Origin of the sequence: Aeromonas sp. s3, from assembly GCF_040907805.1 — a bacterium.
Taxonomy (GTDB): domain Bacteria; phylum Pseudomonadota; class Gammaproteobacteria; order Enterobacterales; family Aeromonadaceae; genus Aeromonas; species Aeromonas dhakensis.
In genome coordinates this window covers 77614-100470 of sequence record NZ_JBFOCQ010000022.1, presented here as the reverse complement: position 1 = coordinate 100470, position 22857 = coordinate 77614, and the positions used below count along the sequence as shown (strand labels likewise).

The following is a 22857-nucleotide window of genomic DNA, read 5'->3' as shown; positions in this document are numbered from 1 at the left end:
CGATATTGGCCATGGTTGAATGACGACAATTCATTTTTGGCATAGTAGCAGATTGCATAGAATGCGCAGGCGAATTACATCGGAGATTAAAATGCGTAGCTATCTGTTGTTGCTGGCGATTGGCCTGTTGTGGGGCTCCCAGTTCATTTTCATGCATCAGGCCGTGACCGAATTGCCCCCCATCATGGTGGCAGCCGGTCGCGCCTTGTGTGGCAGCCTGACCCTGGGTCTGCTCTGCCTGTTCATGCGTCTCAAGAGCGAGCACACCCCGTGGCGTACCTACATGTTGATCGCCCTGCTCGATGCCACCCTGCCCTTCATCATGGTGGCCTGGGGTCAACAGTATGTGGATAGCGCCATCGCCGCCGTGGTAATGGGTTGTATCCCGTTTGTCACCATCCTGATGGCACCCTTGTTGGTTTCCGGTGAAAAAATCACCAAGGGCGGTCTCGTCTCCGTGATCATCGGCTTCGTCGGCGTACTGGTGCTGTTCTGGCCGAAACTGGCCAGCGGCATGAATGCCGGCCTGCTCGGCGCCATGGCCATCCTGTTCGGTGCCAGCTGCTTCGCCATCGGCCTGCTGATGATCAAGCGCTTCGCCAAGGACCACCCGGTGGTCGTGGCACGCAACATCCTGATCTCCTCGGCCATCCAGCTGCTGCTGGCCGCACCGTTCGTCACCGATCTGAGCGCGCTCACCCTGCCGAGCCAGCAGGCCATCGGCGCCGTCGCGGTGCTCGGGGTGTTCTGTACCGGTCTGGTCTACTTCCTCTACATGGCGCTGATCCAGAAGGCGGGCCCGACCTTCGCCTCCTTCAGCAACTACCTGGTGCCGCTGTTCGGCGTCATGCTGGGTGCCCTGTTCCTCGGCGAGCAGATCCAGTCCACCACAGGTGTGGCACTGGCCCTGATCCTGGGCTCGGTCGCCCTCAACCAATGGGCCCAGCAGCGCCGCGTCCAGCGGGAGGCTGCCCTATGTCAGGCATCCTGACCACGCTCTGCGGCGGCCTGGTGGTGATCGCCGGCTGGCAGTATCGCCGGCGGCTGGTAGGTCTGCTCGGGCTGTTGATGGTGCTGCTGCCCTGGTTCTTCGACAGCAAGCTGCAAGCCATGCTGAGCTATGCGTTGAGCGCCTGACGTCTGTTTCTGAATGTGTGACGAGAGTGTATCTCTCCTGTTTTTGGGACCGTTTTAAAAAAACCTCCGATTTGTCCCCTCTACCGGCGCTCTGCGCCGGTTTTTTTATGCCTGCCGCCCTTCACACCCGATAGCGATAACTCAGCCGCTCGTTCTTGCGCGGACCGGTGATCTGCCAGCCGAGCAAAAAACCGCCCTCGGTCGGCGTCAGCTCGGCGCTGTAGTGATCCTGGCCACACAGATGGGGTTCGGCGGTAAGCCAGCGACCATCCGTCTGAGGCAGCAGCTCGAACAGCACCACCGGCTGTTCATAGCGCAGATGAGAGAGCCGGATCCCCTGCTCGCCGCGCTGCCACCAGAAGCGGTTGTGCATGGTCAGCACCCGGCCATGGGGCGTGGTGTAGCGACCCGTCTCGACAAACAACCAGCCGCCCTGGTGATCGGTCACCACCACCTCCCCCTCGCCGCTGCCGCACCAGTCGGTGGCGGAGCCTGCCCCGTTGCTCGCGCTAAAGGCAAATGCTCCGATCTGTGGCAACTGGCGCCATAAACGCTGGATCACGGCTTCCTTCTCGGCCATCATAGCCCCCTTCAAAATTGACAACTGACGACAAATCAACCACATGAACTACTTGATAGGGGTTACCCTGCTCTGGTCATTCTCCTTCAGCCTGATCGGGGTCTATCTCGCCGGCCAGGTGGATGCCTACTTTTCGGTGCTGACCCGCATCGTGCTCGCCAGCCTGGTGTTCCTGCCCTTCCTGCGCCGCCGCTGGCTGCGGCCCGATCTGGTGGCCAAGCTGATGGCCCTCGGCGCCACCCAGCTCGGCATCATGTATCTGTTCTACTACCACTCCTTCCTGCTGTTGACGGTGCCGGAAGTGCTGGTGTTCACCATCTTCACCCCCATCTACGTCACCCTGATCCACGATCTGCTAGAGCGGCGCTTCAAGCCGGTCTATCTGTGGGGAGCACTGCTGGCGGTGCTGGGGGCGGCCGTCATCCGCTTCGACGGGCTGACCGAAAGCTACGTGCTGGGCTTCCTGGTGGTGCAGGGTGCCAACGTCTGCTTCGCCCTGGGTCAGGTGGGCTACAAGGTACTGCTGGCACGGGAGGAACAGCAACCGCCGCAACTGGCGGTGTTCGGCTGCTTCTATCTGGGCGCCCTGGCCGTGGCCCTGCCCGCCTGGTGGCTGCTCGGCACGCCGCAATACCCCACCAGCACCCTGCAGTGGGGCATATTGCTGTGGCTGGGGATCGGTGCCTCTGGCCTTGGTTACTTCCTGTGGAACAAGGGGGCGACCCAGGTCAGCAGCGGCGTGCTGGCAATCATGAACAACGCCCTGATCCCGGCGGGCCTGCTGGTCAACCTAGTGCTATGGGGCAAGGATACCGACCTGCTCAGGCTCAGCCTGGGCGGCCTGCTGATGCTGGCCTCCCTCTGGGTATGCCAGCGTCATGGGGTAAGTGAGCGCTGACTAAAAATCAGCCAACGACTGTGTTGTGCTCCCGTCTGGCCTGACCGTGACAGGTGGCCAGCCGGGCCAGCAGGTGATCGATCTGCTCGCCGGCCTGACTCTGCACCAGCCCGATGCTGACGGTCACCGGCCGCTGCGGCAACAGGCTGGCATCTGCGATCTCCATCCGCAGCCGCTCGGCAATCTCGAGGCCGCTCAGCCGGTCGGTCTGGGAAAGCATCAGGATGAAGCCGTCTTCGTCCCAGCGGGCGAAGGGGTCTTCCCGCCGCAGTTCATGGCGCACGATGCGGGCCAGCTTGGCCAGCATGGCGTCGCAGGCCGCCTCGCCAAACAGCTGCTGGATCTTGGCCCTGTGATCGACGGTGAATTGCAGCAGGCTGAAGCTGCCACTGGCGCTGGCCAGTCGCTCATCGAGCAGCTGTTCGAAGCGGCTGCGGCTCTCCAGCCCAGTGAGGGGATCGGTACCGTGCCGCTCCTCCACCAGCACCGCCTGCGGTTCGAGCAGACGCACCACCCCCAGCACCTGGCCGTGGACATCGCGCCTGGCTCGCTCTTCCAGCCGAACATAGTGGCCATCGTGATGCAGGATCCGGTATTCGAGCCGGATCTGGGCCACCCGCCCGCTCTGGCAGGCAAGCTGCGCCTCCTGCAGGCTCCCCAGGTCGTCGGGGTGCACCCGCTCCAGCCAGCCGAGATCATCGAGGCCGGCTTCGTTCAATCCCAGCAGCCGCAGACAGGAGAGATCCCGCTGCACGCCCTGCTGCGGACTCCAGCTCCAGAGCCCTGCCTCCAGCAAGGCGATGGCATCCGCCATCAGCGCCAGATCAAACCGGGTAATTGCCTCCCTGAGGGGAGCCTTGAGCATGTCCATCGAGCGCCTCGACACCGAATCTGAAGACCTTCTCAATAAGTAACATTGGCTCTCGCGCCGAGCAACAGGGTCAGCTCGCTTTTCCTTGATAGCCGTTCATCAGGGCCTGCCAGTTCTCCGGCACGAAATGAAAACTGGTATGCAGCTGGGACTCCTTGTTGAAGGAGCGCAGCAAGCGTTCCAGGTTGGCCTGCTGCCAGTTGCCGGGCGAGCGGATGGCCCCCTTGTCGAAGTCGATCACCCACACCTTGCCCTCCTTGTCGAGCAACAGGTTGTGGCTGTTGAGATCGGCGTGATAGACCCCGGCATCGTGCAACTGGCGCACCGTCTGGCCCACCTTGTGCCACACCTCGCCGGCGATCGGCCCCTGCTTGAGCAGGGCGACCAGATCCTTGGCGCCGCGAATGCGCTCGATCAGGATGTCGGCCCGGTAGAAGGGGCCCTGTTTGGCCATGCGGGCGGCAAACGGGCGCGGCACCGGCAACCCCTGGGCGCTCAACTTGGCCAGCAGGCTGTATTCGGCCATGGCCCGACTCGACTCCACCCCCTCGAACCAGAAGCGATCCCGCACCACCTTGCCCACCATGCCGCCGCGATAGTAGTGACGCAGCACCAGGTGGCGCGACTCGTCCTTCACGAACCAGGTCACGCCGCGGCCGATGGAGGTACCCACCACCTGCCGGTTGTTCTGCCACCAGGCCGGATCAAACAGCTCGGGAGAAGGGTCGCGAAACGCCCCTTCGGCATACCAGCAGATCTGGTTGTGTTCGGTCTGAATTTGCATCTTGGTCATTCCGGTCGGTCATCGCTACGGGTTGGCGCTCAGGGCCAGGGCAACAGGGGCCCGATGGGGCCGGCTGCCAGTCGTGCGCAATTTTACAATCCACAGGGGAGTTTGCATAATGCCATCCATCCATTTTGCCATCGTTGCGCCACATCATGCCGCTGTTCCAAACGCCGCCCTCCTCCATCTGCATCCTGCGGCTCTCCGCCATCGGCGACTGCTGCCACGCGCTGGCGCTGGTGCGCGTCATCCAACGGGCCTGGCCCCAGACCCGTATCACCTGGATTACCGGCAAGATTGAGGCGACCCTGTTCGCCGATCTGCCCGGGATCGAGGTCATCCCCTTCGACAAGAGCAAGGGCTGGCGCGGCTATCGCGAGCTCTGGCAGGCCCTCAGGGGGCGCCAATTCGATGCCCTGCTGCACCTGCAGGCGGCCATGCGGGCCAGCATCGCCACCCTCGGCATCAAGGCCAAGGTCAAACTCGGGTTTGATCGGGAGCGGGCCAGCGACGGTCAGTGGCTGTTCACCAACCACAAGGTGCCATCCCCCGCCTCGCCTCACGTGCTGGACGGTTTCCTCGCCTTCGCCAAAGAGCTTGGCATCCAGGATCTGACCCCGGACTGGCAACTGCCCATCAGCGCCGAGCACCAGGCCTGGGCGAAAGAGAAGATCGGCGGCAAGCCGACCCTGCTCATCTGCGCCGCCGCCAGCAAGGCCTTCAAGAACTGGACTGCCGCCGGCTATGCCGCGCTGGCTGATCACGCCGCCAGCAAGGGGTTTCAGGTCTATCTGTGCGGCGGACCGGCCAAGCTGGAGCGGGAACTGGCTGCCAACATTCAGCGCTTAAGCCACAGCAAGCCGATGGATCTGGTGGGGCAGACCAACCTCAAGCAGTTGCTGGCGCTGATCAAGGAGGCCAGCCTGGTGCTGGCTCCCGATACCGGCCCGGCTCACATGGCCACCCTGGTGGGTACGCCGGTGCTCGGCCTCTATGCCCATCACAACCCGGATCGTACCGGCCCCTATCTGTGCCGCGACTACGCGGTCAGCGTCTATCAGGAGCTGATTGAGCAGGAGACCGGCAAGCCGCTGGCCGAGCTTGGCTGGCGCACCCGCCTCAAGGATCCGGACGCCATGGGCAGAATCACCAGCGAACGGGTCATCGCCGCCTTCGACCGGCTCTGCGCCGAGCGCCAACTGCCGCGCTGATGATGCGCGCAACTCGGAAATCCCGAAGCCAGCGGCAGGGATAATCTGCTGGCCCGACCCCGCAACGGCAGGCAGAATGAGGGCTGATGTGGGTTACGCTCCCGCAGCAAGCTACGAATACTTTGATCGGCTGGAATATGATTCCGGCCGTTTTTTTATCCGCCGCCTTCTGTTAAAATTCGCCGCCTTTACATCCCTCTTCTTCAAGAATTTTCCGCGTTTCGGATTTGGCTGTCTCCCTTTCGGGCACAAGACGGCGGCCTCTGCTACAACCAAAACACGGGTTTAGATTAAAGGTACAGACATGGCGCAACAAGGCACTCTCTATATCATCTCCTCCCCGAGCGGAGCGGGTAAATCCAGCCTGCTCAATGCCTTGCTGACCCAGCACAACAGCGCAGGCAAGATGCAGCTGTCGGTCTCCCACACCACCCGCGCCACCCGTCCCGGTGAAGAGCACGGGGTGCACTACCACTTCGTCAAGGTGGAAGAGTTCAAGGCGCTGATCGAGCGTGGCGACTTTCTGGAGTGGGCCGAGGTGTTCGGCAACTACTACGGCACCTCCCGCGCCGCCATCGAAGCCTGCCTGGCGCAGGGCATCGACGTCTTCCTCGACATCGACTGGCAGGGTGCCCGCCAGATCCGCGAGCAGATGCCGACCAAGTCCATCTTCATCCTGCCCCCCAGCCGCGAAGAGCTGGAGCGCCGCCTGATCGGCCGCGGCCAGGACAGTGCCGAGGTGATCAAGGGCCGGATGGATAAAGCCATTGCCGAAATGGTGCACTACGACGAGTATGACTATGTCATCATCAACGAAGACTTTGAGCAGGCGCTGTTCCAGCTCAGGGCCATCATCGAGTGCCAACGGCTGGAATTGCGCCAGCAGCAGCAGGCCCAACAAAACTTGCTGCAACAGCTACTGGCAGAATAGGCCAAAAACAAGTAAACTTTTGCGTCATTTTTAAACACCGCTTTTTTAAACCGAGAAAGCCCAAACACTGGAGTCCTGCATGGCACGCGTTACTGTAGAAGATGCTGTAAAACAGGTAGGTAACCGTTTTGACCTGGTGCTGGTCGCCGCACGCCGCGCCCGTCAAATCGCGGTTCAAGGCAAAGATCCCCTGGTTGACGAAGAGAACGACAAGCCGACCGTGATCGCCCTGCGTGAGATCGAACTGGGTCTGGTGAACAACCAGGTGATGGACACCCAGGACCGTTACGAGCAGCAAGAGCAGGAAGCCGCCGAGCTGGCTGCCGTTGCTGCCATCGCCGAAGGCCGCGGTTAAGTCAGCTGTTTCCTATAGTCGGCGCCCGTCCGGGCGCCGACTGTTCTCCCCCATTTACAACCGCTCGAAAACCTCGCAAACTCAGGACTATACCCTCTATATCCACGGATTGCCGTTTCACCGCTGCGGGGACTGTCTTGTATTTATTTGAAAATCTTAAAGAAATAGCCAGTTCCTACCTGCCCCCCGAGCAGGTGGAGAAGCTCAGGCAAGCCTATGTGGTGGCCCGTGATGCTCACCAGGGACAGATGCGTTCCAGCGGCGAGCCCTACATCACCCACCCGGTTGCCGTTGCCCGTATTCTCGGCGACATGCGCCTCGATCATGAAACCCTGATGGCCGCCGTGCTGCACGACGTCATCGAAGATACTCCTGTCACCAAGGCCGACCTGGCCGAACTGTTTGGCGATGCCGTCGCCGAGCTGGTATCAGGCGTCTCCAAGCTCGACAAGCTGAAGTTTCGCGATCGCAAGGAGGCCCAGGCCGAGAACTTCCGCAAGATGGTGATGGCCATGACCCAGGATATCCGGGTCATCCTGATCAAGCTGGCCGACCGCACCCACAACATGCGCACCCTGGGCTCGCTACGGCCGGACAAGCGCCGCCGCATCGCCCGGGAAACCCTCGAAATCTTCGCCCCCATCGCCAACCGCCTCGGTATTCACACCATGAAGAACGAGCTGGAAGAGCTGGGCTTCGAGGCGCTCTACCCCATGCGCTCGCGGGTGTTGCGCGAATCGGTACGGCGCGCCCGCGGCAACCGCCGCGAGATCATCGACTCCATCCAGAGCGAGATTGAAGGCCGGCTGCGGGAGGCTGGCATCGAATCCCAGGTCAGCGGCCGCGAGAAGAACCTGTTCTCCATCTACAACAAGATGGAGAAAAAAGAGCTGCAATTTCATGAGGTAATGGATATCTACGCCTTTCGCGTGAGGGTGAAGGACATAGATACCTGTTACCGGGTGCTGGGCCAGATGCACAGCCTCTACAAGCCCCGCCCCGGCCGCTTCAAGGATTACATCGCCATCCCCAAGACCAACGGCTACCAGTCGCTGCACACCTCCTTGGTGGGGCCGCACGGGGTGCCTGTGGAGGTGCAGATCCGCACCGAATTCATGGACCAGATGGCCGACAAGGGCGTCGCCGCCCACTGGGCCTACAAGCAGGATGGCGACAGCTCGGGCACCACGGCCCAGATCCGTGCCCAGCGCTGGATGCAGAGCCTGCTCGAGCTGCAGCAGAGCGCCGGCAGCTCCTTTGAATTCATCGAGGGGGTCAAGACCGACCTCTTCCCCGACGAGATCTACGTGTTCACGCCGGAAGGGCGCATCATGGAGCTGCCCGCCGGGGCCACTCCGGTGGATTTCGCCTACACGGTGCACACCGACATCGGCCACGCCTGCGTCGGCTCGCGGGTCGACCGCCACCCCTATCCGCTGAGCAGCCCGCTGCACTCCGGCCAGACGGTGGAGATCATCACTGCCCCGGGGGCCCGCCCGAACGCGGCCTGGCTCAACTTCGTGGTGACCACCAAGGCCCGCTCCAAGATCCGCCAGTTCCTCAAGAACCTGCGTACCGAAGAGTCGGTGGTGCTGGGTCGCCGCCTGCTCAACCATGCGCTCGGCGCCAAGAACATCGAAGACATCCCCGAGCCTCGCATCAAGCAGGTGCTGGCCGACACCAAGCACGAGAACCTGCAGGGCCTGCTGGCCGACGTGGGCCTTGGCAACGCCATGAGCGTGATGGTGGCGCGCCGCATGCTGGGGGATGAACTGCCGCCGGAAGAACAGCCAAAATCCAGCAGCAAGAAGATGCCGATCAAGGGTGCCGACGGCATGCTGGTCACCTTCGCCAACTGCTGCCGCCCCATCCCGGGGGACGCCATCATCGCCCATATCAGCCCGGGCAAGGGGCTGGTGATCCATCAGGAAGCCTGCCGCAACATCAAGGGCTACAGCAAGGAGCCGGACAAGTACCTGCCGGTGCAGTGGGAAGTGGACAAGGAGCAGGAACAGGAGTTCCGTACCGGCATCAGCATCGAGATCGTCAACCACCAGGGCGCCCTGGCGGAGCTGGCCAACGTGATTGCCGCCACCGGCGCCAACATTCACGCCATCAGCACCGAAGAGAAGGATGGCCGGGTCTATCTGGTCACCCTGCTCATCACCACCAAGAGCCGGATCCACCTCGCCAACATCATGCGCAAGATCCGGGTGATGCCGAACGTGCTCAAGGTGAGCCGGCAGAAAAACTGAACACAGGCGGCGCAAGCCGCCTGCTGCTTTTCAAGAGACATGCTGGCCCGGCGCCGGCCCGATTTGACCCTGTGCATGCAAGCGATGCGCGCACCAGCCTCACCCGATAGAAACTGACATGACACCTGAACGCTTCAAACGAATTTCCGACATGCTGGCCCAGCGCCAGCTCGATCTGACCGTCTGCATGGAAGAGGTCCACAAGCCGCACAACCTGGCCGCCATCGTGCGCACCGCCGATGCCATCGGCATCCACCGGGTACACGCGGTCTGGCCCAAGAGCTGGATCCACAAACGCAAGGGTACCGCCCGCGGCAGCCAGAACTGGGTGGACGTGAAGTTGCATCCGGACATCGGCAGCGCGGTGGCCGAGCTCAAGGCCTCCGGCATGCAGATCCTGGCGACTCACCTCTCCGACAGCTCGGTGGATTTTCGCGCCATCGACTACACCAAACCCACCGCCATCCTGGTGGGCCAGGAGAAGCACGGCATCGGCGAAGAGGCGCTGGCCCTGGCCGATCACCATATCGTCATCCCCATGGTGGGCATGGTGCAGTCCCTCAACGTCTCGGTGGCCGCCGCCGCCATCCTCTACGAGGCCCAGCGCCAACGCGAACTGGCCGGCTGTTATCAACGCGGCTGCCCCTTAAGTCTGGAAGAGCAGAACAGCATACTGTTCGAGGGGGGCTATCCCATCTATGCCCAGCTCTGCAAGGAGAAGGAGATGCCCTATCCCCAGCTCGGCCCGGCCGGTGAGATCCTGGCTGACGAGCAGTGGTGGCAGCAGATGCAGCTGACCCGCAAAGGCTGGGCAGCACAGCAAGATGAGCAATTACAGGAGCAATAAGAATGAATAGTCCCTTTGGCAGCTGGCTGGAGTCCCAGGTAATACGGGATCATCTCAGCAACCCCAATATCGAGGCGGGCGACTACAGCTACTACTCCGGCTACTACCATGGCAAGACGTTCGAGGATCACTGCGTACGCTATCTGCTGGGTGACGGCTCGACTCGGGAGACCTGGGAGAGCGGCATCTGGGGCGAGGTGGATCGCCTGCTTATCGGCAGGTTCTGCTCCATCGGCTCGGGTGCCACCTTCCTGCTGGCGGGCAATCAGGGCCATCGCATGGAGTGGGTATCCACCTTCCCGTTCGATCCGGGCACCTTTGGCGACGGGGTGCAGAGCGGCTTCCAACGCAAGGGGGATACCCGGGTCGGCAATGATGTCTGGATCGGCTCGGAAGCCATGATCATGCCCGGCATCACCATAGGCGATGGCGCCGTTATCGCCACCCGCGCCGTGGTCACCCGGGATGTGGAGCCCTACACCATAGTCGGCGGCAACCCGGCCAAGCCGATCCGTCGCCGCTTCGGCGATGAGCAGATTGCCCTGCTGCAAGAGATGCGGTGGTGGGACTGGCCGCTGCCGCGCCTGCAGGCGGCCATGCCGCTGCTCTGCTCGGGCGACATCGAGGGGCTTTACCAGCACTGGCAGCAAGAGTCGGCATCATGAAGCTGATGTCGCCCGCCCTGCTGGCCCTGACCCTGTTTTCCGCCGGAGCCCTCGCCGTGAACAATCCCTACCAGCTGACGCCGGAAGCCGACGTCGCCACCCTCCATCAACAGACGCTCCCCGACTTCTGGCGCCAGCACGCCGTCGAGAGCGCCTTCAAGGACAAGGATGGCGTCACCATCCGCTATGCCGCCCTGCGCCAGGCCAAGGTCGATCGCGCCATCCTCATCGTCAACGGCCGGGTCGAAAGCTACCTCAAGTATCAGGAGCTGGCCTGGGATCTGTGGCGTCAGGGCTACAGCCTCTACCTCATCGACCACCGCGGCCAGGGCTTGTCCGATCGGCTGCTAGCCGACCCGGAGAAGGGATATGTCGACCAGTTCGACGATTATGTGCTCGATCTCAAGCAGTTTCATGACGAGGTGATCACCCCGGACCAACCCGCCAAGCTGTTCCTGCTGGCCCACTCCATGGGCGGCGCCATCTCGGCCCGCTATCTGGAGCGCTGGCCCGGCGACATCGAGGCGGCCGTGCTCTCCTCCCCCATGATGGGCATCAATCTGGGCGGCCTGCCCAAGTGGCTGGCCAAGGGGCTGGCGGCCACCATAGGCACGGTCGGCGGCTGGCTGGGCGAGCCTCCCTACGGCCCGGGTCAGGGCCCGTACGAGAGCCACGCCTTTGCTGACAACGGTCTGAGCCACAGCGAAGCCCGCTATCAGGCCTTCCGCGAGCTCTATGAGCAGCGCCCGCAGATCAAGCTGGGAGGTGCCACCGCCCACTGGATCTATCAGGGGCTGACGGGGGCGGACGCCGCCGTGGCCGAGGCCGGCGCCATCAAGACGCCGCTGCTGCTGCTGCAGGCCGGTGACGACGGCGTGGTGGACAACGCGGCGCAGGATGCCTTCTGCGCGCTCGCTCGCTGCGAAGGGGGCAAGCCGCTGCGTATCGAAGGGGCCTGGCACGAGCTGTTCATGGAGGCCGATCCCCAGCGCCAGGCCGCGCTCAACGCCACCCTGGCCTTCTTCGCGCGCTACTGACGGCTGGTTATTTTTTGTATCCCTAAATAAATGGGGTCGCGGGAGCGGTTGCTGTAAACTGCTCCCGCTTTCATTCGTAACCCCGAGGTGATGATGTATAAGGTCGTTGTATCTGATCTCGATGGCACCCTGCTCAACGGGCAGCACCAGATCTCCCCCCGCACCCGCGATACCCTGCACCGTCTGGTGGATCAGGGAGTCAAGTTCGTGGTGGCCACCGGCCGTCACCATGTGGATGTGCGCAGCATCCGCGACACGCTCGGGCTCGACATCTATCTCATCACCTCCAACGGCGCCGTGGTGCACGACAAGCAGGATCAGCTGATCTTCAACCAGGCCCTGCCGGACAGCGTGGCGGCCGAGCTGATCGCGCTGGAGCGCGACCCCTCCATCCACATCAACCTCTACTACGGCGACGAGTGGCTGGTGGAAGAGGAGATGCCCTGGCTGCTGCAGTTCCATCATGAATCCGGCTTCAGCTATCGCCTGACCGATCTCGCCAGCCACCCGCTGGACAAGGTCAACAAGGTGTTTTACATCGGCGAGCACGAGAAGCTGCTGCAGATAGAGGCAGAGCTGAACCAGCGTTATGGTGATCGGCTCAACGTCACCTTCTCCCTGCCGGACTGTCTCGAGGTGATGCACGCCGGGGTGCACAAGGGCAATGCGGTGCGCGCCGTGCTGGAGCAGCACGGGCTGGAGATGTCCCAGGCGGTGGCCTTCGGCGATGGCATGAACGACTTCGAGATGCTGAGCATGGTCGGCCGCGGCGTGGTGATGGGCAATGCCCACGACCGGCTCAAGCTGGCGCTGGCCAACCACGAGCAGACCCTGAGCTCCGACGAAGACGGCGTCGCCGTCTATCTGGAGCAGCTGTTCGCCCTGCAGGGCGTCGACGTCGCCTGAGACAAGGCGCCATGAGCCACGCTGCGGCTCATGGCGTGCTCCCGCCCGGATAACCTTCCGAACGAGCAGGCCGGCAACCCCTCAGGTGGCCGGCTTGAACTGCTCCTTGTCGAGCTGGTGCTTCTTCATGCGCAGGTAGAGCTTCTTGCGCGGGATGCCGAGGTACTGGGCGGCGTCGGTCACCCGGCCGGAGAAGAGAAACAGGGTATCCTCGATCACCCGTCGCTCGAACTCCTCCACCAGATCGTCCAGCGGCTCCTTGCCGCTGGCCAGCGGCATGGCCCGCTCCGCACCGGCCAGCTTGACGATCCCCACCGCATAGAGCTCGGCCACGTTGCGCAGTTCACGCAGATTGCCGGGCCACTGATGCCGCTTGAGCGTCTCTAGATAGGCCCGATCCACCGCCGGCACCGGCCGGCCGATGCGCTTGCAGCCCTGTCGCAGAAAGGCCCGGAACAGGGGAATGATGTCGCAGCTGCGCTCCACCAGCCGCGGCAGCCTGAGCCGCACCTGGGAGAGGAAGTAGTAGAGCTCAGGCATCAGCTGCTGGCGCTCCACCAGCGCCTCCGGCGACTCCTCGAACAGCGCTATGGTGCGCAGCGACTTGCCTCCCTTGCGCTCCTGATCCAGCAGGTGGTTGCCGAGCCAGCGCTGGCAGTCGGCACTCAGGCGGGCCGGGGATTGCAGCACCAGGGTGCCCTGATCGGCCTGCGCCAGGCTGGCCTGCACCTCGGCCAGATTGGGTGCCGACCCGCAGTCGTGCAGCTGGAAGGCCTGCTCTCGCCGGGCGCTGATCCTGTGCAGCAGCCGGGCCAGGGTGTGGCGGCCAGAACCGGCCGGCCCCTCCAGCAGCAGATCCTTGTCGGTCTGCGCCAGCTGGTTGAGCTGGCCGCGGATCGCCACTATCTGCGGGCTGGTGCCGATCAGTTCGTCATCCACCGTCGCCTGGATCTCGCTGCGGCGCGCCAGCACGGCGCTGCGCTGCTGGCAGGCCCGCTCCAGCAGGCCCAGCAAATCCTGGGGATGAAGCGGTTTCTCCAGAAAGTCGAACGCCCCCTGTTTCACCGCCTTCACCGCCAGCGGGATGTCGCCATGGCCGGTGATCATGATGACCGGGATCTCGGCATCTATCTCGTGCACCCGGGCCAACAGCTCCATGCCGTTCATGGCGGGCATGTAGATGTCAGAGACCAGCACCCCGGGCCACTGGCCGGCCAGCAGCTCCAGCGCCTCGTGGGGGGAGGTGGTCGCCCTCGGCTGGTAGCCGGAGAGCCGCAACAGGTGGCAATAGGACTCCAGCACGTCCTCGTCATCGTCCACCAGCAGCACGTTGGCGGGACGGTTAGCGGGCAACAGCATAGATGGCACTCTCCTCGTTCTGATGGGCGTTCGACCCGGCAGGGTCGGCCACCGCCAATTCCACAATCACCATGGCGCCGCCAGTCAGCGCCGAGCCCAGCATGATCTCGCCGCCGCAGCGGGCCAGCAGGGAGCGGCAGATGGTCAACCCCAGTCCCAACCCGACCTCCTTGGAGGTGGTGAAGGGGGTGAACAGCCTGGGCAGGATCGCCTCGCCGAAGCCGGCGCCGCTGTCGACCACCGCCAGTCGCAGCCGGGCTTCGTTTTGTTCCAGCAACTGCAGCCGGATCTCCCGCCGCGCCAGCCCGGCCACCGCGTCCAGCCCGTTAACCAGCAGGTTGACCAGCACCTGCTCCAGCAGCACTGGGTCGGTCTCGAGCCAGAGCCCCTCCGGCAACTCGTTGCAGAGGGTGCAGCCATCGCGTTTCGCCCGAGTCTCCAGCAGCAACATGGCCTGTTCGGCCAGCGCCCCCAGCTCGAGCCGGACCCGCACCTCCTCCGCCGGCGACTTGCGGGCGAAATGGCGCAGCGCATTGATGATGCGGCTCATGCGCCGCCCCAGCTTGTCGAGCTTGCCCAGGTCCTGGTCCAGCGCCTGCAGCTGGCCGGCGGCGAGGGCCGCACGACTGGTGTAGAGGTAGGTCATCATCGCCGACAGCGGCTGGTTCAGCTCGTGGGCCAGGCTGGTCATCGCCTGTCCCACCACCGCCATCTTGGCCGCCTGGATCAGCTCATCCTGGGTCTGCAGCAGGGTGCGCTCCGCCTGCTGGCGCTGCACCACCTCCTCCGCCAGCAGCCGGTTGTTCTCGGTCAGCTCGCGGGTACGCTCCGCCACCCGCAGGCTGAGCTCCCTGGCCGTTAGCTCCTGGCGGGTGACATCCGTGATGGTGATGATGAATCTGTACCCGCGCCCCTGTTCGAAGCGGCGCAGGTTGAGATGCAGGAAACGGGGCGTCTCATCCTGATCGCAGGCCAGGGTGCACTCGCTGTGGCCGAGCCGGTGCAGCGGCTGGTCCGCCCCGAACTGCTCCGCCAGCATCGCCCTCGCCTCTGCCGGAAAGGCCTGCCACAACGGCCGACCCGGCTCGACGCCGGTCTGCCGGAACAGGGTGAGCGCGCTCGGGTTGACCGACTCTATGGTGCCATCAGGATGGCAGGTGATGAGGCAGGCCTGGGTGTTGTTGATGAGATTGAGGGCATTGGCCCGCTCCATCTGCTGCAACTGCAGGCTGAAGTGGCGCAAACTGTCGCCCAGTCGGCCGATCTCGTCCCGGCCGCTGGTGCTGACCGGCACGTCCAGCCGGCCTGCCGCGACCCTGTCCAGCTCCTGCCCCAGCAGATCGAGCCGCTTGATCAGCCGGCGGCCGATCAGCACCACCAGCACGAAGATGCTGAGCAGCAGGGTGAGCGCCAGCACCACCAGGATCACCAGCTTGCCGGTCGCCACCTGCTGGCTGCTGTCCTCCCCCAGTGCGCTGAGGGAGCGGTTGGCGTCGCTCACCATCAGGCTGACCTTCTGGTGATAGCGCGACACGGCGTCGTCCAGCCGGGGGCGCAGGGCCGTCAGCTGCTGATGGGTCTGCACATCCGCCAGCAGCAGCCGGTGCAGCGGGCCGTCCGGCTTCACCAGGGTGATGATGTCCTGCAGGATCTGGCGGTAGCTCACGGTCGAGGGGTACTCCGCCAACCGCGAGGTCAGCTCGTCTATCTCGTCGATCTTGTAGCCGATGAACAGGAAGGCGCTCTCCAGATCCTGCTGATAACGCTGGGCGATCACCTCGCCGACCAGGGACTGCAGCTCGTTCTCCTTGAAGGTGAGATCCTGCAGGGCGGAGAACTCCTTGATGACATTGCCAAACTCGCTCATGTCGTCCGGGCTGGCCACCATGCCGGTCAGGTGCCACTCCACCTCCTGCAGCAGAGGGGCGGCATCGTCCACCAGATCCTGATGCAGCCAGTTGCTGCGCTTTTGCAGTTGCTGCAGGGTTTCGGCGTGCTCGATCTGCTGCTTGAGGTAGCGCCCGTGATCCGCCACCAGCGCGCTCAGCTCCTCGAACGCCTGGCGTTGCGAGGGTGTCTCCTGATCCCCCGGGGTGCCCAGCCGGTAGGCGCGCTGGATGTCCCCCAGGGTGGTCGACACCGAGTGGGAGAGGCGCTGGTACTGCACCGGATCCCGGGTATCGCGCAACTGGGCCAGCAACAGCAACAGGCGGGAACTGGCCCGCTCCAGCTGATAGGCGTTGTCGATGGCGGGCAGGCTCTCCTCCACGATGAGGTGGATCTGCCGGCCCAGCCGATCCCACATCACATAGGCGGCCATGCCCATGGCGCCGGTCAGGGCGGTGATGGCCACGAAGGCGAGGATGAGCCGCCGCCCCAGGCTGCGCGGCATGGCCAGCAGGTGCCCCAGCCGGCTCATGGCCTGGCCGCCTGTTCGACCAGCCGCTGCGCCTCGTTCAGGCGCGCCTCGGTCGCCTGGCGCCACTGGTGCATCACCCGCTCCGCCTGCGGATTGCCCTGCTCCCGGTCATAGAGGCCGTCAAACAGCGCCAGCAGGGCCGGGTCCTGCGCCTCCTGCTCGCTCAGCGGCGGCATGCTCGCCTTGGCGACGGCCTGTTCCAGCAGTGCAACCCGCCAGGGCTCGCCATGGGTATTCAACCCGTTGATCCCCTGCCAGGTCATCTTCAGCCTGGGCAGCTGCTGGGTGATGGCCTGCTCGAACAGGGCCTTGAGCAGGCCTGCCCGTCGATAGAGCAGCGTCTTGTCGGTGACGTAACGGGTCTGCCTGGCCAGCCCGGGCTGGCTCAGGGTGGCCTTGGCCATGCCGGGTGTGGCGAGGATCCCCTGCCCCTTGTCGGAAAGCAGGTACTGGATGAAGAGGGCGCCACTGTGCGGATTGTCCGAGCGACGGGGTACCCCCAGATAGGTCGGCAGGATCACCGAGTCGGGCATGATGTTGAAGCCGACGTGATCGAAGCGGGCCTGGCTGGTGAGGGCGTAGCTGTCGATCACCGGGCCGGCCCCCGCCAGACCGCGGCTGATGCCGTCGCTCACCCCGAAGCTGCGCGCCGTGATGGCCGACAGGTTGCCACCCAGCCGCATCAGCAGGGCCCAGCCCTGCTGCCAACCATATTGCTGCAGCACGCTCTCCACCATCATGTGGGTGGTGCCGGACTGGGAGGGCGAGCTCATCATCACGTGCCCCATGAAGATCGGGGACGCCAGTTGCTGCCAGTTGGTGGGCTGCGGCAGCTGATATTTGGCCAGATAATGGCGGTTATACATGATGCCACTGCTGGAATAACCGACCACGGCCACTTTATTGCCCAGCCCCAGGGTATGGGGAGCGAGCCATTTGGGCGGCATAGTTTCATTTGGCAAAGCCGCCAACAAACCGGCTTTGTCCAGCGTGTTAAAAAAAGTCGGCGAAGAGGACATGATAATATCGACTTGCGGTGCATCGGCTTCCGTTAATAAGCGCAAGGAGGGAATGGTGCGCCGATAAATAACTTCGACCCGGATCCCGGGATATTGTTCGGCAAAACCCTCGATCACCGCCTTGACCGGCGCCTCCGAAAACGAGGTGAGCACCGTCAGTGAAGCGGCCTGCAGGGTGCTGAATGGCAACAAAACGCAGCCCATGAACAGGGCCAGCCGGCGGCAAAAGAGGTGCATGACTATCGGTCGACTCGCGCGTTAATTCAGGAATATGTGCAGTACATCTAATATTCGGCACATGCCGTAATTTTTATTTTCACGAGGATGAGCCAGTTCTGACTCATTATGCCTCGGCACGCGGCTATTGTTATTCATCGAATATCAATAGGACAGTTCAAATATGTCATTTTTGACTCATGGTTTTCCCATGATTGAGTCAGAGTTGACCCATATCCGGCTTTTTGCCGGCTGAATTTCTCCCTTCATATGATGGCAGCCGCTATCAGAGCTCCCTCTGAAACCATGCTGCCAAAATAGAAACGGAGAACCCCATGTTCAACTTCTTCAAGACGCGAGCCGACCTGCCGGTCATGGATGCCTCGCCCGATAAAATCCGCTCGATTTACCGCAAGTACCAGTGGCAGGTCTTCCTGGGGCTGGTACTGGGCTATGCCATGTTCTATGTCGTGCGCATGAGCCTCAACGTGGTCAAGAAGCCTATGCTGGACTCCGGCGTGGTAACCCTGGAGGAGCTGGGGGTCATTGGCTCCGCCTTCCTGTTCACCTACGCCGTCGGCAAGTTCTCCAACGGCTTCCTCTCCGACTACGCCAACATAGGCCGCTTCATGTCGGTCTCGCTGGGGCTCTCGTCCATCTGCACCATCCTGATGGGCATGAACACCGCCACCTTCTTCCTGGTGCTGATGTGGGGCCTGAACGGCTGGTTCCAGTCCGTCGGCTCCGCCCCCTCCTGCGTCTCCATCTTCCAGTGGTTCTCCCCCAAGCAGCGGGGTTCGGTCTACTCGGTCTGGGGTGGCTCGCGCAACATAGGGGAAGGCATCTCCTGGATCCTCACCGCCACCATCGTCAGCTACTTCGGCTGGAAGGCCGGCTTCATCGGCGCCGGCATCGCCTCCCTGATCGCCGCCCTGTGCATGTATCTGGTGCTGAAAGATCGCCCGCAGACCTATGCCCTGCCGGAGCCGGCCGTCGCCTTTGGTGAAGCCCCCGAGATCGCCAAGAAGGTGGATCCGGCCGAAATCCGCCGCGCCCAGCTGTTCGTGCTCAAGCAGCCCGTCGTCTGGCTCATCGCCGCCGCCTGCGCCTGCATGTACATGTCCCGCTACGCCATGAGCTCCTGGGCCGTGCTCTACCTGCAGGAGCAGAAGGGCTACAGCCTGATCGACGCCGGTTTCGCCATGTCGGCCTACCCCATCGCCGGCTTCCTCGGCGCCATCCTGGCCGGGATCATCTCCGACAAGGTATTCAACGCCAACCGCCACATCCCCACCCTGCTGTACGGGTTGGCCAACGTGGCCGGCATGTGCCTGATGTTCTGGGGCCCGCAGAGCCGCATGATGGATGCCGTCGCGCTGGCCCTGATCGGCTACGCCATCGGTGGTCTGGTGGTGTTCCTGGCCGGCCTGACCGCCTGCGACCTGATGCCCAAGACGGCGGTCGGTGCCGTGAAAGGCTTCATCGGCCTCTGCTCCTACATCGCCGCCTCCATCCAGGAGCTGGTCTCTGCGGCCCTGATCAAGACCAGCGAGATAGACGGCGTGACCCACTATGACTTCAGCAGTGCCCAGTACTTCTGGCTCGGAGCCTCCGTGGTCTCCATGCTGCTCGCCATGACGGTGTGGAACGCCAAAAAAGTCGTCAACTACTGATCCCCGTTCACCGGGACACGCCAAAAAACAATGCCAGTCAGTTGATGCTGACTGGCATTGGCAATCCGGGGTTACTTTCTTCGAAAGCGCTGGTTGTCGCCCCCATGGCACTGCCAGAGGATCAGGGGAGTACCATTGGCACTGCCATCCTTGGATACATCCAGACAGAGGTGACTGCTGCGGCTGACCAGCCGATCCCGCTCCCAACGCCACTGCTGATTGCTGCCGCCATGGCAATCCCAGGCGATCACCCTGGCCCCGGTGTCGCGATCGCCACCGGCCACATCCAGGCACTTGCCGCCGACCTTCACCGCCTTGCCATCCAGACGAAAGCGCTGGTTCTCTCCGCCGTTGCAGTCCCAAAGCTGCAACTGGTTGCCATTGCGCACGCCGCCGGCAATGTCGAGGCATTTGCCATTGGCTGCCAGCAACTGGCCCCCCGACTCTTCTCGCTTGCGGGCTTCCTTCTTCTCCTGCTTGTGGTCGTAGTAGGCGGCAGCGCCTATGGCACCGATCACCACGGCCCCCAGCAGAAAATCCGAAGAGTCCAGACTCTGGCACCCTCCCAGCGAAAGCGAGAGACAGGCGGCAATCAAAGGAGATGGACGCATCACTCAATCCCCCCGACCAGAAAGCTCTGATTGGCACCGCCATAGCACTCTGCCAAACGCAAGGGTGTATTCGGGGTATGACGCCGCCCCGCGACATCCAGACAACGGGAGGCCTTGTTGTTGAACAGCTTGTCCTCCCGCCACACCCACTGGGCATGACCATCGCAGGGAGCCAGGATCAGCTCATTGCCGCTTCTGGCCTGCAAGCATGTCTCCTGCATCTTCAGCTCTCCCAGCGCCCACTCAAACGACCAGGTGTCTTTGGCACCGCACACCTGGGTGACGGCCTGCTGCCCGGCAACACCGACACAGAAGCCGTTGTAGGTCAGCAAGAGGGAGGAGGCAGACTCGCTCTGCGATTGGGAGACCATGGAGTTCATCACCTCATCCATCGGCGGCTTGAGGGTACAACCGCCCAGCAGCAGGGCGGCCATGACTGCGGGTCTGCAGGAGAAAATCGAGATTTTGTTATTCATAAAAAAGCCTGAAAGAGGTCTGTGACATCCGGTCACCAAGGACTCCAGCTGGCAGGATAACTGAAGGGGGGACAAGACTGCCCGGATAGAGTGTAAACAAACGTTACAGCGACGCGGCAAGCCGGGATGATAGGCAAGGCTGAAAGCAAAAAACCCCGCCGAAGCGAGGTTTTTCAGAATGTGGTCGGTGATAAAGGATTCGAACCTTTGACCCTCTGGTCCCAAACCAGATGCGCTACCGGGCTGCGCTAATCACCGAGAATATTTTGATTCTACAAAAAACAAAGACGACCATGCGGTCATCCTCGTTATACAGCAAGTATGGTGCGAAGAGAGGGACTCGAACCCTCACACCCGGGGGGCACTAACACCTGAAGCTAGCGCGTCTACCAATTCCGCCACCTTCGCGTACCTGACAAGCTGTAAAATGGGGTGGCTGATGGGGCTCGAACCCACGACAACCGGAATCACAATCCGGGACTCTACCAACTGAGCTACAGCCACCACAGCTGTTTTCGTTCTTCAACTCGCCCGTTTAACCGGCGCACTTTTGATGGTGCGCCCGACAGGATTCGAACCTGTGACCTCTGCCTCCGGAGGGCAGCGCTCTATCCAGCTGAGCTACGGGCGCTACGCTGTCGAACGGGGCGCAATATTAATGATGAGGGCCCACCTTGTCTACCCTTTTTTTATCAAGCCGAATCAACCGCTTGTTTTTCCATCGCTTCTGGCTTTTTTTAAGCGATTTTGTGTTATTCAGGCCGGTTCCGGCCCCTCCCCGCTACTTTTGACCCCCACCATCTTGCTGACAACGGTGGGCAAAACTTGACTTGCCTCAAAGCCTCCCTAGAATGAATGAACGTTCATTCAGTCGTTGTGATCATCCAATCATGAACAAGAAAGAACGCATTTTCGATGCGGCTCATGAAGTACTCGGCGAACAGGGTTTCCACGGCCTCTCCATTGCCGTGGTGGCCAAGAAAGCCAGAGTGGCGGCAGGCACCATCTATCGCTATTTCAGCGACAAGGATGACTTGATCCGTCAACTCTATCGGCACACCATCCTCCAGTGTCATCCCCTGGTCATGGAAGGTGTGCAGACAGAGGAGGTATCGTTCGAACAATTTCGGCGGCTGTGGCTCAACATCCACGCCATTTTTATAGACGAACCAAACGCGCTCAAATGCAAATTGCAGTATGAAACATCCCCGCTGGGAGCGGAGCTGGAGCAGGACCCGGTCATTCAGGCCGCCTGGGCCCCGCTGGATCGCTTCTACGAACAGGGGCTGGAACAGGGTCTGTTTATCGACCTGCCCGTCCGAGTACTGCAGGTGCTGAGCCTGGACTGTGTGGCAAATCTGGCGTTTCAACGCCAGGTTCACCAATTCGAACTGACGCAAGAGCAGCTGGAAGCCGTGATCCGTGCCAGCTGGCGAGCCATTTTGACCCCTTAAACATTGCACTCATATCTCAGGAGCGAGAGTTCATGAAAAAGTGGATGAGCATCATGTTGCTTATCGCGCTGGCCCTGTTCGGCAGCGTGATTGGCTTCAACCTGTTCAAGCAAAAGATGATAGCCAACTACATGGCCAACATGCCGGAGCCCGAGTTCCCGGTCACCACCCACAAGGTGGAGACCCGCGACTGGGTACCGACCATCGAGGCGATCGGTTTCATCGAACCCAACCAGGGGGTGACCCTGACGACTGAGCAGTCCGGTACCATCGACAGCATCTCCTTCGAATCCGGCGCCACCGTCAAGCTGGACCAGCTGCTGCTGAGCCTGGACGCCAGCGTCGAGAAGGCCAACCTGCGCGCCTCCATGGCCAAGCTGCCGGCGGCCAAGGCCAAGTACGAACGCTACCAGAACCTGTTTACCAAGGGTTCCATCTCCCGCGACCAGCTGGATGATGCCGAGGCGACCTATCGTTCCCTCGAGGCCGATATCGAGAGCCTGAAATCGACCATCGCCCGCCGCGAAGTGCGCGCACCGTTTGCCGGCGTGGTCGGCCTGCGCAACGTCTTCCTCGGCCAGTACCTGCAGCCGGGCACCGACATAGTGCGGCTGGAAGACACCAGCGTGATGCGCCTGCGCTTCACCGTGCCGCAGACCGACATCTCCCGCATCAGCCTGAATCAGGAGATCCGGATCAACGTGGATGCCTACCCGAACCGCCAGTTCAAGGGTCACATCAGCGCCATCGAGCCGGCCGTCAACTACCAGAGCGGCCTGATCCAGGTGCAGGCGAACATCCCCAACAACGACGGCCTGCTGCGCTCCGGCATGTTTGCCCGCGCCAGCATCCTGCTGCCGGCCCAGAAGGACCAGATAGTGCTGCCGCAGACCGCCATCACCTTCACCCTGTACGGCGAGAACGTCTACCTGGTCAAGGAGCAGGACGGCGTGAAGCGCGTCGAGCAGGTGGTGGTCAAGGTGAGCGAGCGCAAGGGCAACGATGCCCACGTGGTCTCCGGCATCAAGGCGGGTGACGAAGTGGTCATGTCCGGCCAGGTACGCCTGAGCAACGGCGCCAAGGTAAAAATCGTGCAGGACCAGGGTCTGAAGGTTCCTGACCAGGCTCCCATGCTGTAAAACGCGGAGAGACA

General features: G+C 62.5%; 22 protein-coding genes and 4 tRNA genes. 14 read left to right on the top strand and 12 right to left on the bottom strand.

Annotated features, from left to right (window positions below):
- Window positions 1–91: 91 nt before the first annotated feature.
- Window positions 92–991: a DMT family transporter gene (locus tag AB5Y98_RS12260; protein ID WP_010635645.1), complete on the top strand. Its 900-nt coding sequence runs from the start codon at window positions 92–94 to the stop codon at window positions 989–991.
- The gene (locus AB5Y98_RS12255) at window positions 976–1137 is read left to right on the top strand and encodes a hypothetical protein (RefSeq protein ID WP_017780345.1); all 162 of its coding nucleotides are present in this window, start codon (window positions 976–978) and stop codon (window positions 1135–1137) included. Before AB5Y98_RS12260 ends, AB5Y98_RS12255 begins: the two co-directional genes overlap by 16 nt.
- A 121-nt stretch (window positions 1138–1258) precedes the next feature.
- Here the strand turns inward: AB5Y98_RS12255 and AB5Y98_RS12250 are convergent, their stop codons facing one another.
- A complete protein-coding gene (locus AB5Y98_RS12250; RefSeq protein WP_368231983.1) occupies window positions 1259–1717 on the bottom strand; it encodes a DUF6314 family protein in 459 nt (152 codons plus the stop codon).
- A gap of 43 nt (window positions 1718–1760) precedes the next feature.
- Here AB5Y98_RS12250 and AB5Y98_RS12245 point away from each other — a divergent pair, with 43 nt between their 5' ends.
- Window positions 1761–2615, top strand: a complete 855-nt coding sequence (locus AB5Y98_RS12245) for a carboxylate/amino acid/amine transporter (protein ID WP_024942369.1) — start codon at window positions 1761–1763, stop codon at window positions 2613–2615.
- A gap of 7 nt (window positions 2616–2622) precedes the next feature.
- On the opposite strand, the gene AB5Y98_RS12240 is transcribed toward AB5Y98_RS12245, so the two are convergent.
- A complete protein-coding gene (locus AB5Y98_RS12240) occupies window positions 2623–3486 on the bottom strand; it encodes a sensor domain-containing diguanylate cyclase (RefSeq protein ID WP_336290090.1) in 864 nt (287 codons plus the stop codon).
- Between the two features lie 70 nt (window positions 3487–3556).
- The gene (locus AB5Y98_RS12235) at window positions 3557–4270 is read right to left on the bottom strand and encodes a 3-deoxy-D-manno-octulosonic acid kinase (protein ID WP_026141425.1); all 714 of its coding nucleotides are present in this window, start codon (window positions 4268–4270) and stop codon (window positions 3557–3559) included.
- Window positions 4271–4425: 155 nt separating this feature from the next.
- On the opposite strand from AB5Y98_RS12235, the gene AB5Y98_RS12230 reads away from it, so the two are divergent.
- From AB5Y98_RS12230 to AB5Y98_RS12195, 8 genes are all read left to right on the top strand, one after another.
- Complete coding sequence (locus AB5Y98_RS12230; RefSeq protein ID WP_368231982.1) at window positions 4426–5481, top strand: glycosyltransferase family 9 protein; 1056 nt, start codon at window positions 4426–4428, stop codon at window positions 5479–5481.
- Between the two features lie 304 nt (window positions 5482–5785).
- The gene (gene gmk, locus AB5Y98_RS12225; protein WP_017766485.1) at window positions 5786–6412 is read left to right on the top strand and encodes a guanylate kinase; all 627 of its coding nucleotides are present in this window, start codon (window positions 5786–5788) and stop codon (window positions 6410–6412) included.
- A 79-nt stretch (window positions 6413–6491) separates the two neighbouring features.
- Window positions 6492–6767, top strand: coding sequence for a DNA-directed RNA polymerase subunit omega (gene rpoZ, locus AB5Y98_RS12220; protein WP_005307060.1), 276 nt, complete (start codon window positions 6492–6494; stop codon window positions 6765–6767).
- A gap of 137 nt (window positions 6768–6904) precedes the next feature.
- A complete protein-coding gene (spoT, locus tag AB5Y98_RS12215; protein WP_005307064.1) occupies window positions 6905–9022 on the top strand; it encodes a bifunctional GTP diphosphokinase/guanosine-3',5'-bis pyrophosphate 3'-pyrophosphohydrolase in 2118 nt (705 codons plus the stop codon).
- Window positions 9023–9140: 118 nt separating this feature from the next.
- The gene (trmH, locus tag AB5Y98_RS12210; protein ID WP_017780340.1) at window positions 9141–9869 is read left to right on the top strand and encodes a tRNA (guanosine(18)-2'-O)-methyltransferase TrmH; all 729 of its coding nucleotides are present in this window, start codon (window positions 9141–9143) and stop codon (window positions 9867–9869) included.
- A gap of 2 nt (window positions 9870–9871) precedes the next feature.
- Window positions 9872–10534, top strand: coding sequence for a CatB-related O-acetyltransferase (locus tag AB5Y98_RS12205; RefSeq protein WP_368231981.1), 663 nt, complete (start codon window positions 9872–9874; stop codon window positions 10532–10534).
- Window positions 10531–11571, top strand: a complete 1041-nt coding sequence (locus AB5Y98_RS12200) for an alpha/beta fold hydrolase (protein ID WP_368231980.1) — start codon at window positions 10531–10533, stop codon at window positions 11569–11571. The genes AB5Y98_RS12205 and AB5Y98_RS12200 overlap by 4 nt, the downstream gene beginning before the upstream one ends.
- 93 nt (window positions 11572–11664) lie before the next feature.
- The gene (locus tag AB5Y98_RS12195) at window positions 11665–12477 is read left to right on the top strand and encodes a Cof-type HAD-IIB family hydrolase (RefSeq protein WP_017783517.1); all 813 of its coding nucleotides are present in this window, start codon (window positions 11665–11667) and stop codon (window positions 12475–12477) included.
- Window positions 12478–12558: 81 nt separating this feature from the next.
- Here AB5Y98_RS12195 and AB5Y98_RS12190 read toward each other — a convergent pair whose 3' ends face one another.
- Genes AB5Y98_RS12190 through AB5Y98_RS12180 form a run of 3 tightly spaced genes read right to left on the bottom strand, consistent with a single transcriptional unit; the run spans window position 12559 to window position 17478 of the window.
- Window positions 12559–13836: a sigma-54 dependent transcriptional regulator gene (locus AB5Y98_RS12190; RefSeq protein WP_017785122.1), complete on the bottom strand. Its 1278-nt coding sequence runs from the start codon at window positions 13834–13836 to the stop codon at window positions 12559–12561.
- Window positions 13820–16255, bottom strand: a complete 2436-nt coding sequence (locus AB5Y98_RS12185; RefSeq protein ID WP_368231979.1) for an ATP-binding protein — start codon at window positions 16253–16255, stop codon at window positions 13820–13822. The genes AB5Y98_RS12190 and AB5Y98_RS12185 overlap by 17 nt, the downstream gene beginning before the upstream one ends.
- Window positions 16252–17478: an ABC transporter substrate-binding protein gene (locus tag AB5Y98_RS12180; RefSeq protein ID WP_368231991.1), complete on the bottom strand. Its 1227-nt coding sequence runs from the start codon at window positions 17476–17478 to the stop codon at window positions 16252–16254. The genes AB5Y98_RS12185 and AB5Y98_RS12180 overlap by 4 nt, the downstream gene beginning before the upstream one ends.
- A 347-nt stretch (window positions 17479–17825) precedes the next feature.
- Here AB5Y98_RS12180 and AB5Y98_RS12175 point away from each other — a divergent pair, with 347 nt between their 5' ends.
- Window positions 17826–19163: an MFS transporter gene (locus AB5Y98_RS12175; RefSeq protein ID WP_005307086.1), complete on the top strand. Its 1338-nt coding sequence runs from the start codon at window positions 17826–17828 to the stop codon at window positions 19161–19163.
- 71 nt (window positions 19164–19234) lie between these two features.
- Here the strand turns inward: AB5Y98_RS12175 and AB5Y98_RS12170 are convergent, their stop codons facing one another.
- The 6 genes from AB5Y98_RS12170 to AB5Y98_RS12145 all read right to left on the bottom strand — a co-directional run bounded on the left by AB5Y98_RS12170 (window position 19235) and on the right by AB5Y98_RS12145 (window position 20881).
- On the bottom strand, window positions 19235–19774 hold the full coding sequence (locus AB5Y98_RS12170) for a lectin (protein WP_005307089.1): 540 nt from the start codon (window positions 19772–19774) through the stop codon (window positions 19235–19237).
- Window positions 19774–20250, bottom strand: coding sequence for a ricin-type beta-trefoil lectin domain protein (locus AB5Y98_RS12165; protein WP_368231978.1), 477 nt, complete (start codon window positions 20248–20250; stop codon window positions 19774–19776). Before AB5Y98_RS12165 ends, AB5Y98_RS12170 begins: the two co-directional genes overlap by 1 nt.
- A gap of 181 nt (window positions 20251–20431) precedes the next feature.
- Window positions 20432–20508, bottom strand: a tRNA-Pro gene (locus AB5Y98_RS12160).
- Window positions 20509–20572: 64 nt separating this feature from the next.
- Window positions 20573–20658: transfer RNA gene (locus AB5Y98_RS12155), tRNA-Leu, on the bottom strand.
- 20 nt (window positions 20659–20678) lie between these two features.
- Window positions 20679–20754, bottom strand: a tRNA-His gene (locus AB5Y98_RS12150).
- A gap of 50 nt (window positions 20755–20804) precedes the next feature.
- Window positions 20805–20881 (bottom strand) — tRNA-Arg (locus tag AB5Y98_RS12145).
- A 259-nt stretch (window positions 20882–21140) separates the two neighbouring features.
- Between AB5Y98_RS12145 and AB5Y98_RS12140 the strand changes: the two genes are divergently transcribed.
- Together AB5Y98_RS12140 and AB5Y98_RS12135 are read left to right on the top strand one after the other, a co-directional pair.
- The gene (locus AB5Y98_RS12140; RefSeq protein WP_368231977.1) at window positions 21141–21704 is read left to right on the top strand and encodes a TetR/AcrR family transcriptional regulator; all 564 of its coding nucleotides are present in this window, start codon (window positions 21141–21143) and stop codon (window positions 21702–21704) included.
- Between the two features lie 32 nt (window positions 21705–21736).
- Complete coding sequence (locus AB5Y98_RS12135; protein WP_139399065.1) at window positions 21737–22843, top strand: efflux RND transporter periplasmic adaptor subunit; 1107 nt, start codon at window positions 21737–21739, stop codon at window positions 22841–22843.
- Window positions 22844–22857: the final 14 nt, after the last annotated feature.